Source organism: Acidovorax sacchari, assembly GCF_042847045.1.
GTDB classification, from domain to species: Bacteria; Pseudomonadota; Gammaproteobacteria; order Burkholderiales; family Burkholderiaceae_C; genus Paracidovorax; species Paracidovorax sacchari.
Window position 1 is genome coordinate 5,465,327 of the sequence record NZ_AP035783.1, and the last position, 14,120, is coordinate 5,479,446.

The 14,120-nt window shown below is 70.3% G+C and carries 15 protein-coding genes; 7 read left to right on the plus strand and 8 right to left on the minus strand.

The genetic code is table 11. From position 1 onward, the window contains the following. Positions 1 to 11 precede the first annotated feature (11 nt). Complete coding sequence (locus tag ACGHC0_RS24250; protein ID WP_415267006.1) at positions 12 to 1,436, minus strand: chloride channel protein; 1,425 nt, start codon at positions 1,434 to 1,436, stop codon at positions 12 to 14. A gap of 216 nt (positions 1,437 to 1,652) precedes the next feature. On the opposite strand from ACGHC0_RS24250, the gene ssb reads away from it, so the two are divergent. After that, the gene (gene ssb / locus ACGHC0_RS24255; RefSeq protein ID WP_019702067.1) at positions 1,653 to 2,219 is read left to right on the plus strand and encodes a single-stranded DNA-binding protein; all 567 of its coding nucleotides are present in this window, start codon (positions 1,653 to 1,655) and stop codon (positions 2,217 to 2,219) included. Positions 2,220 to 2,320: 101 nt separating this feature from the next. Here the strand turns inward: ssb and gstA are convergent, their stop codons facing one another. Then, the gene (gene gstA / locus ACGHC0_RS24260) at positions 2,321 to 2,926 is read right to left on the minus strand and encodes a glutathione transferase GstA (RefSeq protein WP_415267007.1); all 606 of its coding nucleotides are present in this window, start codon (positions 2,924 to 2,926) and stop codon (positions 2,321 to 2,323) included. Between the two features lie 131 nt (positions 2,927 to 3,057). On the opposite strand from gstA, the gene ACGHC0_RS24265 reads away from it, so the two are divergent. Then, positions 3,058 to 3,948, plus strand: a complete 891-nt coding sequence (locus ACGHC0_RS24265; RefSeq protein ID WP_415267008.1) for a LysR family transcriptional regulator — start codon at positions 3,058 to 3,060, stop codon at positions 3,946 to 3,948. Between the two features lie 11 nt (positions 3,949 to 3,959). Here the strand turns inward: ACGHC0_RS24265 and ACGHC0_RS24270 are convergent, their stop codons facing one another. Next, positions 3,960 to 4,871 carry a LysR family transcriptional regulator gene (locus ACGHC0_RS24270; protein ID WP_415267009.1) on the minus strand — a complete coding sequence of 304 codons (912 nt, stop codon included), beginning with the start codon at positions 4,869 to 4,871 and terminating at the stop codon, positions 3,960 to 3,962. 80 nt (positions 4,872 to 4,951) lie between these two features. Between ACGHC0_RS24270 and ACGHC0_RS24275 the strand changes: the two genes are divergently transcribed. From ACGHC0_RS24275 to ACGHC0_RS24285, 3 genes are read left to right on the plus strand one after another with little or no spacing between them, the layout of a single operon-like run. Further along, the gene (locus tag ACGHC0_RS24275; RefSeq protein ID WP_415267010.1) at positions 4,952 to 5,779 is read left to right on the plus strand and encodes an alpha/beta fold hydrolase; all 828 of its coding nucleotides are present in this window, start codon (positions 4,952 to 4,954) and stop codon (positions 5,777 to 5,779) included. A 56-nt stretch (positions 5,780 to 5,835) separates the two neighbouring features. Next, positions 5,836 to 6,849, plus strand: a complete 1,014-nt coding sequence (locus ACGHC0_RS24280; protein WP_415267011.1) for a Bug family tripartite tricarboxylate transporter substrate binding protein — start codon at positions 5,836 to 5,838, stop codon at positions 6,847 to 6,849. A 46-nt stretch (positions 6,850 to 6,895) separates the two neighbouring features. Continuing rightward, a complete protein-coding gene (locus ACGHC0_RS24285; protein ID WP_415267012.1) occupies positions 6,896 to 7,894 on the plus strand; it encodes a bifunctional helix-turn-helix transcriptional regulator/GNAT family N-acetyltransferase in 999 nt (332 codons plus the stop codon). Here the strand turns inward: ACGHC0_RS24285 and ACGHC0_RS24290 are convergent. Further along, entirely contained in the window at positions 7,891 to 9,117 is a 1,227-nt protein-coding gene (locus ACGHC0_RS24290; protein WP_415267013.1) for an EAL domain-containing protein, read from the minus strand. The two genes, ACGHC0_RS24285 and ACGHC0_RS24290, sit on opposite strands and share 4 nt — an antisense overlap. Before the next feature lie 97 nt (positions 9,118 to 9,214). Further along, a complete protein-coding gene (locus ACGHC0_RS24295; protein WP_415267014.1) occupies positions 9,215 to 10,180 on the minus strand; it encodes a LysR family transcriptional regulator in 966 nt (321 codons plus the stop codon). Positions 10,181 to 10,271: 91 nt separating this feature from the next. Between ACGHC0_RS24295 and ACGHC0_RS24300 the strand changes: the two genes are divergently transcribed. Next, on the plus strand, positions 10,272 to 11,225 hold the full coding sequence (locus ACGHC0_RS24300; protein WP_415267015.1) for a DMT family transporter: 954 nt from the start codon (positions 10,272 to 10,274) through the stop codon (positions 11,223 to 11,225). Between the two features lie 47 nt (positions 11,226 to 11,272). Then, positions 11,273 to 12,592 (plus strand): diguanylate cyclase domain-containing protein, encoded by a 1,320-nt coding sequence (locus ACGHC0_RS24305; protein WP_415267016.1) that lies wholly within the window; start codon positions 11,273 to 11,275, stop codon positions 12,590 to 12,592. A gap of 273 nt (positions 12,593 to 12,865) precedes the next feature. Here the strand turns inward: ACGHC0_RS24305 and ACGHC0_RS24310 are convergent, their stop codons facing one another. The 3 genes from ACGHC0_RS24310 to ACGHC0_RS24320 are packed head-to-tail and all read right to left on the minus strand — an operon-like array spanning position 12,866 to position 14,110. After that, positions 12,866 to 13,294 (minus strand): DUF6691 family protein, encoded by a 429-nt coding sequence (locus tag ACGHC0_RS24310; RefSeq protein WP_415267017.1) that lies wholly within the window; start codon positions 13,292 to 13,294, stop codon positions 12,866 to 12,868. 34 nt (positions 13,295 to 13,328) lie between these two features. After that, positions 13,329 to 13,772 carry a YeeE/YedE family protein gene (locus tag ACGHC0_RS24315; protein ID WP_415267018.1) on the minus strand — a complete coding sequence of 148 codons (444 nt, stop codon included), beginning with the start codon at positions 13,770 to 13,772 and terminating at the stop codon, positions 13,329 to 13,331. Positions 13,773 to 13,777: 5 nt separating this feature from the next. Then, on the minus strand, positions 13,778 to 14,110 hold the full coding sequence (locus ACGHC0_RS24320) for an ArsR/SmtB family transcription factor (RefSeq protein ID WP_415267019.1): 333 nt from the start codon (positions 14,108 to 14,110) through the stop codon (positions 13,778 to 13,780). Between the last annotated feature and the right edge of the window lie 10 nt (positions 14,111 to 14,120).

Below are 14,120 nucleotides of genomic sequence, written 5' to 3' on the forward strand. Positions count from 1 at the left end.
CCGAGGCTGGGTCAGCGGTCCGGCTGCGGGCGGTCCGTCCCGGGCGTGCCGGGGGTTGGCGATGCGTCCGGCCCCTCTTGCGTTTCCGCGGCCGCGCCCGGCGGCGGCTCGGGCAGCCGCGCGGCGCTCAGCATGGAGGCCGCCAGGGTCTCGTAGAGCGGCCGCGCCAGCATGCGCGACACCAGGCTGGCCAGCATCGCGGAGGCCATCAGGCTCAGCACCAGCGCATGCCCGTCCACCATCTCCATCACGATGATGAAGGCCGTGAGCGGCGCCTGCGTCACCGCCGCCAGGAAGGCCGCCATGCCCATGGCGATCAGGGCCGGCGCGATGGCCGGTGCGATGTCCCCGCCGGCCAGCAGCGCCACGTTGTGGCCCACGCCCGCACCGATCGAGAGCGACGGCGCGAAGATCCCGCCCGGCACCCCCACCCAGGCCGACAGCCACGTGGCGATGAACTTGAGCGTGACGTAGAAGGCCGGCACGTCCGCCTGGCCGGCCAGCATGTGCTTGACCGCCTCCGAGCCCGCGCCGAAGGTCGCCCCGCCCGTGACCAGGCCGATCACCGCGATCGCCAGCCCGCCCGCCGCCGCGAAGCGGACCGGCCAGCGCGCGCGCCAGCGGTTGAAGCGGTCCGGCGCACCCGTGAGCGACGCCGCCATCAGCTTGGCGAACAGCCCGCCCAGCACGCCGCAGGCCAGCGAGACGGCCAGGCCCGGCAGCAGCGCCTCCCAGCCCAGCCGCGGCACCTGGATGCGCCCGAAATAGCTCAGGTTGCCGAACGCCGACACCCCCATCAGGCCGGCCAGCACGATGGCCGCGATGATCAGGCCGCTGCTGCGCGACTCGAGCTTGCGCGACAGCTCCTCGATGGCGAACACCACGCCCGCCAGCGGGGCGTTGAAGGCCGCGGCGATGCCCGCCGCCCCGCCGGCCACGAGCAGCGCGTGGGCGGTGATGCCCGACCGCGGCCCGAACCAGCGGCGCGCATGGTGCATCACGCCCGCCGCCACCTGCACCGACGGCCCTTCCCGCCCGATCGACAGGCCCGCCATGAACCCCGCGCTGGCCAGCAGGATCTTCGCCGCCGACAGCCGCAGGGAGACGAAACGGCCCCGCTGGGGCGCCGTGAGGCCGGGCTCCAGCGCCGCGATCACCTGAGGGATGCCCGACCCGGCCGCACCCGGCACCCAGCGCCGCGTGGCCCAGACCACTGCCGCGGTGATCACGGGTGTCCACAGCAGCACGGCCCAGCCGCCACCCCAGTGATGGACGCGCTCGAACACCGCGAAGGCCCACTCTGCCAGCATGGTGAACACCACCACGCTGAGCCCGGCCGCCACGGCATAGGCCAGGACGATGCTGCGCTCCAGCCAGCGCTGGCCGTCGCGCAGTTCCGAGCGCAGGTTGTCCAGGAAGTCGGGTTCTCGTTGCATGGCGGGGCAGTGGGCAGGGGACGGACGCGGGCGGCGGGCGCCGGTCGGTGCGCGGCAGGGCGGAGGGACATTGTGGCACCCTGCCAGGCGGGAGCGGTGCGCGCAGGCATCGGCCGCTTGGGGCACAATCCCCGATCCCTCTTCGCGGCGCCCCCGTGGCCGCCGCGCAGGCCGTAGTGCCTTTCCTCCACCATTCTCTACAGGCCCCTTCACACCATGGCATCCGTCAACAAAGTCATCATCGTCGGCAACCTCGGGCGCGACCCCGAGATGCGCACTTTCCCCAGCGGCGACCAGGTCGCCAACGTCACCATCGCCACCACCGACCGCTGGCGCGACAAGAACACCGGCGAGAACAAGGAAGCCACCGAGTGGCACCGCGTCGTCTTCAACGGCCGCCTGGCCGAGATCGTGGGCCAGTACCTGCGCAAGGGATCCCAGGTCTATGTCGAAGGCAGCCTGCGCACCCGCAAGTGGACCGACCAGTCGGGCCAGGAAAAATTCACGACGGAAATCCGCGCCGACACCATGCAGATGCTCGGCAGCCGCCAGGGCATGGGCGGCGGCCAGGGCGGTGGCGGCGGCTATGACGACGGTGGCTACGGCGGTGGCGACGATGGCTACGGCGGCGGCAACAGCGCACCGGCGCCCGCGCGGCGCCCTGCGCCCCAGGCGGCTGCTCCGCGGCCGGCACCGGCGCCCCGGCCTGCACCGGCACCCGTGGCTCAGGCGCCTCGGGCTGCGTCGGGGTTCGACGACATGGATGACGATATTCCGTTCTGATCCCGCAGCATCACCGGGTCGGCATTGCCGGCCGACAGGACAGCCCCGCGTGCCAGCCGCATGCGGGGCTTTTTTCTTGGCAATTTCTCCTGGCCACGCAGTTATTGCACGGCTTCGGCGCGCAAGGCCGCCTGCACGGCAGGCCGGGCGCTGATCCGCCGCACATATTCCGGCAGCGCGGGCCAGCGGCCGAGGTCGATGGAGAAAAACCTGCACCAGCCCAGCACGGTGAACAGGTAGGCATCGGCCACGCTGAAATCAGCACCCATCAAATAGTCCTGCCGGCCCAGGGTGCCTTGCAGGAAGTCGAATCGCTTGAACAGCTTTGCGCGAAAAAGCTCCTTGGCCTCCCCGGACAGCGCCGCGTTGAACAGGGGGGCCGAACCTGCATGGATCTCGCTGGTGACGAAGTTCAGCCATTCCTGCAGGCGCACCCGCTCCCAGGTGCCCGCAGCCGGAGCCAGCCCGCTCTCCGGCTGGAGGTCGGCCAGGTACTGCACGATGGCCGGGCCCTCGGTCAGGACCTGGCCGCCGTCCAGTTCCAGTACGGCCACATAGCCTTTGGGATTGATGGCCAGGAAGTCGCGGCCGTCGGCGGTCCTCCTGGTCTTGTTGTCCACCTTGACCAGATTGAACGGCAGTCCGAGCTCGCGCAGCACGATATGAGGTGACAGCGAGCAGGTGTAGGGGGCGTAGTACAGCTTCATGGGGGCTCCGGGAAAGGTGAAAACCAGTTGCGTCACGCATGGCTTGGCGCTGCGTGGCAGTCTGCTTGCCGGATATAAAACTGTAAAATTAATGCTCGAATTTCTATGTATTAGCTGATCTACTGGCAGCCATGATGAACCTCTCTCACTGGCGCTTGCTGGTGGCCGTGGCCGATGCGGGCAACATCTCACGCGGTGCAGAACGTGTGGGCATCACGCAGTCGGGGGCGAGCCAGGCCATCGCGCAACTGGAAGCGGCGCTGGGGTTCCAGGTGTTCGCCCGCGCGCAGCGGCATATATGCGTCACGGTTCTGGGCGAGCAGGTGATCGAGCACGCCCGGGCGATGCTGGCGCGTCTGGACGCGATCCGCGTCCTGGCCGATGACAGCCGCGGCCTCAACGGCGGGCGCATCCGGCTGGCCAGCTTTCCATCGGTGATTTCGACGCTGCTGCCCGGCCTGCTGCGCGACTTCCAGCGCCGCCATCCCGGCATCGAGTTGGTGGCACTGGAAGGCACGGATGAGGAAGTGGAAGACTGGCTGGCTGCCGGAACCGTGGAATTGGGTGTCGTGCTGAACCCTGCGCTTGGCCGGGCGGCGGCGGTCCTGGGACGGGACGCCTGGGTCGCGGTACTGCCTGCCAGCCACCCGCTGGGCCGCCGTGCCAGCGAAAGCGGCATCACCCTGCAGGAACTGGCCACGCAGCCCTTCATTCTGGCCACGGGCGGATGCGCCGTGAACGGGCAAAGCCTGATGGCACAGGCGGGCCTGTCATTGCCGGACATCCGGGTCACGGTGCGCGATTGGGCGAGCGCCTGCGTGCTGGTTCGGGAAGGCATGGGCGTGTCACTGGTGCCTGAATCCACCTTGCCCGGCGAACGGCGTGGCCTGCGCGTGATGTCGCTGCGTCCGGCGGTGCATCGGGAGTTCGGGCTGGTGTGCTCGGAGGTGGGGAAGGCGTCACGGCCGGTACAGGCGCTGCTGGAAGGTCTGCGCAAGCACACCGGTGCTACCACCGGATGATGCGGAACGCATCACCCGGTCCGTAGCCCCTCCGCATGCGCCAGCAACCGCTCGCGCATCGCTTGCGCGGCCGGGCTGAGCGACCGGCCCGCCAGACGCAAAATGCCCAGCCGGCGCTCGCGCCGGGGCGCCACGAGCGGCACGAAGGCCAGCCGGTCGGCCAGCATGGCCGGCATGCCGAGGCGGGCCAGCACGGTCACGCCCACGTTGGCATCCAGCAGCGCCAGCATGGTCAGCATGGTGCTGACCTGCATCACCGGCGCCTGCAGCCAGCGGGCCTCTTCCGGCCAGGCGGCCAGTTGGTGGTGGGCGGTCGTGCCCAGCAGGGGCAGGCCCTGCAGTTCGTCCCAGCGCAACTGTCGGCGCCGCGCCAGCGGGTGCCGGCGGCTGCACACGAGGCCGAAGGCATCGTCCACCAGCGGCTCGAATGCGATCTCCGGCGCCTCCGACACGAGGCTGCCCACGCCGAAATCCACCTCGCCGTCGCGCACCATGCGCTCCACGTTGCGCGAGTTGTCGTCCAGCAGGCGCACGGCCACGCCGGGGTGGTCCTGCAAATAGCCCCTGACCAGTTCCGGCAGCCAGTTGCCGGCCACCGCGGCAATGGCCGCCACGGTCAGCGTGCCCCGGTCCTTGCGCACGAAGGCCGACACCGCCGCGGCCGTGCGGTCGTGGTGGAGCACCAACTCGCGCAGGAACGGCAGGCACTGCAGGCCCAGGGGCGTGAGCACCGAGCGCCGGCCCGGCTCCAGCAGCGCGCCGCCCAGGCGCTGCTCCAGCGCCTGGATGGACTTGGTGATGGCCGGCTGCGTGCGGAAGGCCTTGTCCGCTGCTGCCTGGAAGCCGCCGTGCTCGGCCACGAGCAGGAAGTGGCGCACCTGGGTGACCGGCAGGTCGGGCAGCAGCGGGTACGGAGAAGTCATGGCATTCGATTCCTCTTGCTCATCATCAGATGAAAATTATTCCCTATCTGCATCGGCAGCAGCGACCTACGATGGCCGCCATGCCCCCGCTTCCCGCCTCCCGCCCCCACCCCGTCGATGCCCCCGGAGCGCCGCCCCTGCCGCCCGCGGCCATGGATGCGGTGGACTGGCGCGCGCTGCGCGGGCCGCTGCTCGTGGCCCTGCCCGGCGCCGGCTGCTCGCCCGCCGTGTTCGGGCGCCTGCACGCGCCGGGCTGGACGGTGCAGCCCGTGGACTGGGCCGAGCCGCCCCGCAGTCCCCATTCCTGCGAACCGCGCGCAGTGGCGCGGCGCCTGGCCGACGCCCTGCGCCCGCGCGTGCAGGACGGCGATGCCGGGCCGGTGGTCCTGCTGGGCTACTCCGTGGGCGGGGTGCTGGCCCTGCTGACCGCGCTGCAGCCCGGGCTGCCGGTGGCGGGCGTGGTGGCGGGCAATACCGGCGCACACAGCAGCCGCCATGGCGATCCAGGCTTCGCCCGTAGGGTGCGCGAAGGCTGGACCACGGAGGCCCGGCGGGATTTCCTTCGCACCTGCTTCGCCCGCACGCCGCCGGCCATGCTTTTCGCGCAGCTGTGCGCCTATCTGGACAGCCTGGCGCCCGAGGCGCTGCTGCAGAGCGTCGAGGGCCTGCGCGCCGTGGATCTGCGCCCCCTGCTGCCCTCGCTGCACTGCCCGGCACTCGTGTTGCACGGGGAACGGGACATGCGTCGCAGCGTGGCGGATGCCGAGGAACTGGCGGACTGCCTGCCCTCGGCGCAGCTGCAGTTGCTGCCCGGCGGCCACACACCCATGGTGGACTGCCTGCCGCAGTACCTGCAGGCGCTGCACCCCTTCCTGGCCTCGCTCGCCCGCCTGCCGGCACAGGCGTGACGCCACACCGCCCTCCACTTGCCCCATTCCAAGACCAGCCTCCAGGAGACATTCCCATGCGCCGCACCGCCCCTTCCACCCCGCCGCTGCCCCGGCGCCGCGCCCTGCTGCGCGGCCTGGCCTGCCTGTCGCTCGCCCCGCTGTCCCTGCCCGCCGCCCGCGCGGCGGATGCTCCGTGGCCGGGCGGCCGGCCCATCAGCCTCATCGTGCCTTCCGCGGCGGGGGGTGCGGCGGATTTCGTGGCGCGCACCTTCGCCAGCCACGTGCCCCGCACGCTGCCGCAGGCCAACGTGGTGGTGGACAACCGCCCGGGTGCCGCAGGCATCCTGGGCGCGCTGGCCGCCAAGGCCGCGCCACCGGACGGCTATACCTTCCTGCTCACCAGCAACTCCACGCACGCCGCCAATGTCAGCCTCTACCGCAACCTGCGCTATGACCCGCAGAAGGATTTCGTGCAGGTCGGCATGTTCGGCCGCTTCAGCTCCGTGCTGCTGGTGCGCTCCGACGCGCCCTACCGCAGCCTCGAGGAACTGGTGGCGGCGGCGCGCGCCCGCCCCGGCACGCTGAACTACGGCTACTACAGCTCTTCCTCCCAGGTGCCGGCCGAGCTGCTGCGCGTGCTCGCCCATCTGCGCTACCAGGGCGTTTCATACAAATCGGTCACGCAGATCCTGACGGACCTCATCGGCGGCCAGCTGGATTTCGTGTTCATCGACACGCTCTCGGCCGCGCCCGCGCTGCAAAACGACCGGCTGCGCCCGATCGCCGTCACCAGCCCCCGGCCGCTGCCGGCGCTGCCCCAGGTGCCGGCGGCCAGCTCTGTCGTTCCCGGACTGGAACTGCAGGGCTGGTTCGGCCTGGCTGCGCCGGCCGGCACGCCGGCTGCGGCCGTCGAGGGGATGGGCCGCGCGCTGCAGCAGGCCATGGCCGACCCCGCGGTACAGCAGGCCTACGCCGCGCGCGGCTTCGAGAACGCATGGCGCTCCGGGCCCGACCTGCAGCGCTTCATCCAGGAAGACATCCGCCGCTGGGCCCAGTGGGTGGAGATGGCGGGCATCGAGCGCATGTAGGCGAGCACTCCATTTGGTTGTACGATACAACCAAATGGAGTTGCCCATGCCCACCCACCCCGCCCTGGTCGAAGAACTCCGCGCCGCATCCCGCTCCCTGGTGCGCGCCCTCGGTTTCATGGGAGGCGATTTCGCGGGAACCGATCTGTCGCCTTCCGCGGTGCACGCACTGATCGAGATCGGGCAGGACGGCGGACAGCTGACGGCGCGCGACCTGGGCGAGCGCCTGCGGCTGGAAAAGTCGAGCGTGAGCCGCATGCTGCGCAAGCTGGTGGCTTCGGGCGACGTGCGGGAAACGGCTGGCGCGCAGGACGGGCGCGTGAAGCAACTGGCACTGACCGCGCGCGGACAGCGACGGATGGCGGGCATCCATGCGTTCGCGCGGGCGCAGGTGGTCGGCGCCCTCGAACATCTGGGGCCGGGGGAAGACCGCGCCGTGCTCGAAGGCGTGCGCCTGTATGCCGCCGCGCTGGCCCGGATGGACCAGCGCGGGCACGCAGCGCCCCCTCAGCCGCTGCAAGCGCCGCAGCCACGGCCCACGGTAACCCTGTGCTCCGGCTACCGCCCCGGCCTGATCGCCCGCATCACCGAAATGCATGCGCTCTTCTACGCGCGGGAGGCGGGTTTCGGCCAGCGGTTCGAATCCGTGGTGGCGGGCGGCCTGGCGGATTTCTGCGGCCGACTGGGCACCCAGGATCCGTCGCCCAACGCCGTGTGGACGGCCGAGGTGGACGGCCGGATCGCCGGCTCGGTGGCCATCGACGGCGAAGACCTCGGCCCGGACACTGCCCACCTGCGCTGGTTCATCGTGGATGATGGGGTGCGCGGCGGCGGCATCGGCCGCCAGCTGCTGGAGGCTGCCCTCGCATTCGTGGACGCCCGGCCGGCCTTCGCCGAAACGCACCTGTGGACCTTCAGCGGCCTGCACGCCGCCCGCCGCCTGTACGAGGCGCATGGTTTCGCCTGCGAGGAGGAGCGTCCGGGAAGCCAGTGGGGGCGGGAAGTGCTGGAGCAGCGCTTCGTGCGGCGGCGCCCCTGCCCCTAGGCCCCCCGGGCAGCCAGGACGGCATCCTGCAGCCCCAGGGGCCGGGCGAGATAGTAGCCCTGTACGAAGTCCACGCCCAGGCGGCCCAGGGCCTCCAGTTCGGCGGCCTCTTCCACCCCTTCGGCGACGATCTGGCTACCGATCTCGTGCGCGAAGCTGATCAGCCCCTTGGCCAGCGCCCGCCGGTGGATGTCGCGGTCGATGGAATGCGTGATGCTCATGTCGAGCTTGATGATCTCCGGCTGCAGCTGGAGGATGTGGCGCATGCTGCAGTAACCGGCACCCGCATCGTCCACGGCCAGGCGGGCCCCCTGGGCGCGCAGCGGCTGCAGGGCCTCGGCCAGGGCCGCGTAGTCGTTCACGGAGGCATGCTCGGTCACCTCCAGCACCACGCGCGACAGGTCGGTGCCGTCTTCCAGCAGCGACTGCAGCCTGCCCGAGAGGATGAAGTCCGGAGAGCAGTTCACGTTGAACGGGACACCGGCGGGAAAGCATCCCAGCGACGCCAGGGCCCGGCGGATGGCATGCAGTTCCAGTTCCATGCCCAGCCCCACGCTGTGGGCCGCGCTGAACCACTGGTCCGGTGGTCGCAGGGGCTCCACGTCGAACCGGGACAGGCATTCGAAACTGTGGAGGCTGCGCCGCGCCAGGTCATAGACGGGCTGGAACACGATGCGCAGGTGGCCGTCGTGCATCGCCGTGCGGATGACGCGCGCGACGGCCTCCTGCTCCTTCTCACGCCGGGCTGCCGCGTCGAAATAGAAGCCCAGGAACTCGGCGAAAGCGCGCAGCACGTCCATGTCGCGCTCGGCCAGCGACGCGACGGGCGCATGGCTGAAGCAGCACAGCGTACCGAACAGGCGCTTGTCCTCCAGCACGATGGGCGTGCTGAGGTGCGAACCGATGGGAATGGACTTCGTCTCCGGAATCTCCATGGCCGCGGGCACGCGGGACGTGTCGGGAATGTATTCCGGCAATTCGCCCCGGATCACCTTCAGGCAGTACCCGCTGCCGAGCGGGATCACCTGCCCGGGCCGGAGCACGCAGGGGTCGTCGCCATCCACGTAGTCGAGCACGCGGTCGCTTTCCTGGAAGCGGGAGATGAACGCGACGTCCATCGACAGATGCCTGCGGACGACCTGCAGGACGCGCTCGAGCCCGGTGGCGCTGACGGAGTGCTCGAAGAACGGTGCCAGCGGATCGGAGTAGTTGGTCGTTGCCATATACCTCCTTGTTTGCCTGCACAGCCCGTTGCGGCGCTGCCCAGCCCTCTCTCGTGCGTAGTTTACGGGCGAACCCTGTCCGATAGCCATCCTGGATTCATGGAGAGGCAGGGCGACAGGGCGGATTCCTGCCGGCAGGTGCCAGTTCGGCGACCAGGTGGTCGATCAGCGCCCGCAACTTGGGCGCGGTATGGCGGGACGCGGGAAACACCAGGTAGGCAGTGCCCTGGTAATCGCTGTCCACGGTCCAGCCGGGCAGTACGCGCACCACCCGCCCGGCCTGCAGCGCGTCGCGCGCCACGAAATCCGGCACGCAACCCACGCCCAGCCCCGACTCGATCGCCGCGAGGCGCATCTCGCTGTGGTTGACCGTGTAGCGGCCGGCGACCTGCACCTCCACCACGCCATCGCCGTGATGTCCGTCGCCGTCACGGACGAAGCGCCAGCGGCTGTCTCCCGGCTGCTCGCCGAGCGGCAGGCAGCTGTGGCTTGCCAGGTCCTCGGGCCGGCGGACAGGCCCCCGCGCGGCGAGATAGTCCGGGCTGGCGAGCACCCATTGACGCACCGGCATCAGCGCACGGGCCACCATGCCCTGCGGCGGGTCGTCGGTCATGCGGACGACGAGGTCGATGTCCTCGCGCAGGGCATCCACCGGCCGGTCGAGCACCAGCAGGTGCAGGTCCACCTCCGGGTGCAGGCGCAGGAAGGACAGCAGGGGCCCGTGCAGCACATGGCGCGCGAAGGCCTTGGGCGCGCTGAGACGCACCAGCCCCCGGGGCGTGCCGACATGGCCTTCGGCGGCCTGCAGGGTGGCCCGGGCCGCGGCCACCATGGCGCGCCCGCGTTCCAGCACTTCCAGCCCGGCCTCCGTCAGCCGCAGCTGCCGGGTCGTGCGCTGCAGCAGGGAGACGCCCAGGGTCTTTTCCAGGCGCGCCACCTGCCGGCTCACGGCGGACGGGGTCAGCCCGTGCCGGCGCGCGGCCGCGGAGAAGCTGCCGGCCTCCGCCACGCGGACGAAAGCCACGAGTTCCACCATCACCTCCAGGGCGTCATCTGTTCTCACCGGGCACAGCTCCTGTTCTGCCGCGCAGTCTAGTCAATACCCGGCAGCGCGGCGAACAATCCCGGCACACCAGAACCCCAGGAGTACAGGCATGCAGGCACGCGGCATCCGCGTTGGCGGAGACATCGGCACGCGGCGCCTGCCGTCGTTCGGCACCACCGAGGCGCTGCTGCTCCTGGTGGCCGTGATCTGGGGCGGCAGCTACAGCGCAGCCAAGGCCGCCACCGCGCAGGTGCCCGTGCTGCAGTTCCTGGTGCTGCGCTTCGGCCTCACCTTCCTGCTCCTGCTGCCGGCACTGCGCGGGCTCGCCGTGCGGGACTGGCGTGCAGCGCTCGCCGGCGCATCGGTACTGGGACTGAACCTGCTGGCGATTTTCGTGTGCGAGACCTTCGGCGTCTCGCTGACCACGGCGTCGAACGCGGCCTTCCTGATCAGCCTCTGCGTGGCCTTCACGCCGCTGTGCGAATGGTGGCTGCTCAGGGAACGGCCCGGCCGCGCCGTGCTCTCGGCCGCCGCGCTGTCGCTGTTGGGCGCCGGGCTGCTGGCCTTCCAGCACGGCGGGGTGTCCGGCCTGGCCTGGGGAGACGGCCTGATGGTGCTCGCGGCCTTCCTGCGCGGCGCGATGGTCTGCCTCACGCGCCGCCATGGCCGGCGGCACGGCCTGCCTGCACTCACCATGACTGCGGTGCAGATGGGCGTGATGGCCCTGGGCTCGGCGGCCCTGATGCTCGTGGTGCAGGGCCCGGGCTGGCCGCCCCTGCCGCGCACCGCGCCGTTCTGGGGGGCCATGGCGTTCCTGGTGCTGCTGTGCACGCTGTTCGCGTTCTTCGTGCAGAACCACGCGGCATCGCGCACCAGCCCCTCGCGTGTGGCCCTGCTCATGGGCAGCGAGCCGCTGTGGGGCGCTCTCATCGCCATGCTGTGGATGGGCGAGCGCATGACGGCCCAGGGCTGGACCGGCGGGCTGCTGATCGTCGGGTCGGCCTGGTGGGTCACGCGGAGGACCGCTGGCGGGGCCTGCCCTGCACCGGCAACGAAAGCATGACATCGCGGCACAATGGGTCTCCAGGCCAGGAGCACCCTTTTTGCCCCATGCAACGCATTTCGTCCCTGAACATCGTGGACCTGCTGCTCGATGCGGTGTGTATCGTCGAGGCGGACAGCACCATCATCTTCGTCAGCCCGGCCTTCGAGCGCATCTTCGGCTACGCGCCGAAGGAAGTGGCGGGCAAGCGCATGCTCGACATGGTGCACCCCGAAGACCTGCCCGCCACCCAGGACCAGGTGCAGCGCATCACCGGCGGCCAGCTCCAGCTCCACTTCGAGAACCGGTACATCCGCAAGGACGGGCGCATCGCCCACATCCGCTGGACGGCGCGCCTGCTGGAAGAGCACAACGTGCGCCTGGCCGTGGCGCACGACATCACCGAGCGCAAGTCCACCGAGGCACTGCAGGCGGCCATCTACGGCATTTCGGAGGCGACCCACGCCGAGCAGACGCTGGAGTCGCTGTTCAGCTGCATCCACCGGATCATCGGCAGGCTGCTGCCGGCCGCCAACCTTTCCGTGGCGCTATACGACGCTTCGGCGCAAGCACTGAGCTTTCCGTACCACGCCAATGAGCACCATCCCGCCCCGCCCCCCCTGCCGCTGGCCGAAGCGCCGCTGCACGCCGAGGTGATCCGCACCGGCCGCACGCTGCTGCTCGCCCCCGACGCTGCCGAAGCGCACGCACCACACCAGCCCCATTCGTGGCTGGGCGTGCCGCTGCAGACGTCCAACGGCGTCCTGGGCGTACTGGTGCTGCAGGGGTCGCACTACACCGACAAGGACAAGGACCTGCTGCAGTTCGTCTCCACCCAGGTGGCGGCGGCCGTGGAACGCAAGCAGACGCTTGAGCGCCTGCGGCAGATGGCCCAGTACGACCAGCTCACCCAGCTGCCCAACCGCCAGTTGTTCCTGGACCGCCTCAGGACCGCGCTGGCGCGGGCCCGTCGCGACAACCAGCGGCTATCGTTGCTGTTCATCGACCTGGACCGTTTCAAGGAGGTGAACGACACGCTGGGCCATGCCATTGGCGACCTGCTGCTGCAGCGGGTGGCGCAGCGCCTGCTGGCATGCGTGCGCGCATCCGACACGGTGGCCCGGCTGGGTGGAGACGAATTCGTCGTGCTGATCGAAGGCTTCCATTTCGCCGGACATGCCACGAGCGCGGCCGAGAAAATCCTGGCCGCATTCGGCGAGCCATTCGACCTGGAGGGCCATCGCCTGAGCATCCTGCCCAGCATCGGCGTTTCCATTTATCCCGACCACGGCGATGAGGAGCACAGCCTGCTGGTTCACGCCGACGGAGCGATGTACCGGTCGAAGAAAAGCGGCGGCAACCGCATCAGCGTTGCTCCCCCACCGTGAGCCAACCTGGCGACGGGCACGCCTCGCACGACGCCACGGCGGTTCGCCCGTTCGGCGGATACCCCTGAGCCTGCGTGTGAACCCTCAGCAAATGTGGCCAGCCTGGCTCCTGCCGCTTAACTGCCATTCTTCGTCGGCAGCGAGGACTGCCCCACAGAAAAGCGCAATAGAAAGCAGAGGCGATAGCCTCCCGAAGGATCGGATCATCCATGTACCTCGATATGCAGATGGTCGTCGTGTCCCGCGAGGGGGTGGACCGGGCGATGCAATGCGTCAGCGGCGGTGGTACAGCCGCTCCAGCAGTTCGAACAGCGCCATGCCGGCCAGCATGGCCGTCACGAAGACAAACGCTCCGCGCAGGCCCATGCCCATCCCCACCAGGGCCGGGCCCGGGCAGAAGCCCGCCAGGCCCCAGCCCGCACCGAACAGCAGCGCGCCGCCGATCAGCCGCGCATCCAGTCCCCGTGCCGTAGGCCACTGCAGCAGCGCCCCGCCCGGCAGTGTGCGGCCCCTGCGCCGCGCGATGGCGAAAGCCACCAGGCCGACGGCGATGGCGCCGGCCATCACGAAGGCCAGCGAGGGGTTCCACAGGCCCCCCACGTCCAGGAAACCCAGCACGCGCGCCGGATCGGCCATGCCCGAGACGATCAGCCCCAGGCCGAAAACCAGGCCCACGCACAAGGCCGCCAGGATATTCGCCATCATCCGCTCCTTGACCGGTGATTGATAGGATGGATCAGGCCGCCCACGCCGCCCCGTGCCGCAGCACATACACCGTCGCCATGCCCGCGGCCATGAACACCAGGGTGGCCGCCAGCGAGCGGCCCGACAGCCGCGAGAGCCCGCAGACCCCGTGCCCGCTGGTGCACCCCGCGCCGTAGCGCGTGCCCAGTCCCACGAGCAGTCCTGCCACCACCAGGGTGCCGGTACCCGCGTCGATGCGCGGTACCGGCAGCGGGGCGAACAGCGCATGGAGCCAGGGCGAGGCCACCAGGCCCGCCACGAAGGCCACGCGCCACGCCACATCGCCACGCGCCGGGCGCAACAGCCCGCCCAGCACGCCACTGATGCCGGCGATGCGGCCCGACACCAGCATGAAGGCGCCGGCCGCCAGGCCGATGAGCGCGCCGCCGGCCAGGGCCGCGCCCGGCGTGAAGGAAGGCCAGTCGATGGCAGCCATGGGAATCACTCCTTGGGACAGTAGAGGCGGTAGAGCACCGCGAGCACTTCGAGCAGCGCGGCATCGGCCACCCGGTAATGGATGTTCTTGCCCTCGCGCCGCGTGGCCACCACGCCCTGCCGGCGCAGCACGCCGAGCTGTTGCGACAGCGTGGGCTGGCGAATATCCAGGCAGGCCTCCAGCTCGCTCACGCACATCTCCCCCTGGGAGAGCTGGCACAACAGCAGGAGCCGGTCTTCGTTGGCGAGCACCTTGAGCCTGGCGACGGCCTGGACGGCGGCCTGCCGCAGTACCTGGGGATCGAGCGGTGGCTGCGCGGTGGAGGAAAGGGACGGCATGGAGGGGATT

Bases quoted from the DNA above. Each gene is read 5' to 3' on its own strand.
- ACGHC0_RS24250 (WP_415267006.1), bottom strand. From the start codon at position 1,436: ATGCAACGAGAACCCGACTTCCTGGACAACCTGCGCTCGGAACTGCGC.
- ssb (WP_019702067.1), top strand. From the start codon at position 1,653: ATGGCATCCGTCAACAAAGTCATCATCGTCGGCAACCTCGGGCGCGAC.
- gstA (WP_415267007.1), bottom strand. From the start codon at position 2,926: ATGAAGCTGTACTACGCCCCCTACACCTGCTCGCTGTCACCTCATATC.
- ACGHC0_RS24265 (WP_415267008.1), top strand. From the start codon at position 3,058: ATGATGAACCTCTCTCACTGGCGCTTGCTGGTGGCCGTGGCCGATGCG.
- ACGHC0_RS24270 (WP_415267009.1), bottom strand. From the start codon at position 4,871: ATGACTTCTCCGTACCCGCTGCTGCCCGACCTGCCGGTCACCCAGGTG.
- ACGHC0_RS24275 (WP_415267010.1), top strand. From the start codon at position 4,952: ATGCCCCCGCTTCCCGCCTCCCGCCCCCACCCCGTCGATGCCCCCGGA.
- ACGHC0_RS24280 (WP_415267011.1), top strand. From the start codon at position 5,836: ATGCGCCGCACCGCCCCTTCCACCCCGCCGCTGCCCCGGCGCCGCGCC.
- ACGHC0_RS24285 (WP_415267012.1), top strand. From the start codon at position 6,896: ATGCCCACCCACCCCGCCCTGGTCGAAGAACTCCGCGCCGCATCCCGC.
- ACGHC0_RS24290 (WP_415267013.1), bottom strand. From the start codon at position 9,117: ATGGCAACGACCAACTACTCCGATCCGCTGGCACCGTTCTTCGAGCAC.
- ACGHC0_RS24300 (WP_415267015.1), top strand. From the start codon at position 10,272: ATGCAGGCACGCGGCATCCGCGTTGGCGGAGACATCGGCACGCGGCGC.
- ACGHC0_RS24305 (WP_415267016.1), top strand. From the start codon at position 11,273: ATGCAACGCATTTCGTCCCTGAACATCGTGGACCTGCTGCTCGATGCG.
- ACGHC0_RS24310 (WP_415267017.1), bottom strand. From the start codon at position 13,294: ATGGCGAATATCCTGGCGGCCTTGTGCGTGGGCCTGGTTTTCGGCCTG.
- ACGHC0_RS24315 (WP_415267018.1), bottom strand. From the start codon at position 13,772: ATGGCTGCCATCGACTGGCCTTCCTTCACGCCGGGCGCGGCCCTGGCC.
- ACGHC0_RS24320 (WP_415267019.1), bottom strand. From the start codon at position 14,110: ATGCCGTCCCTTTCCTCCACCGCGCAGCCACCGCTCGATCCCCAGGTA.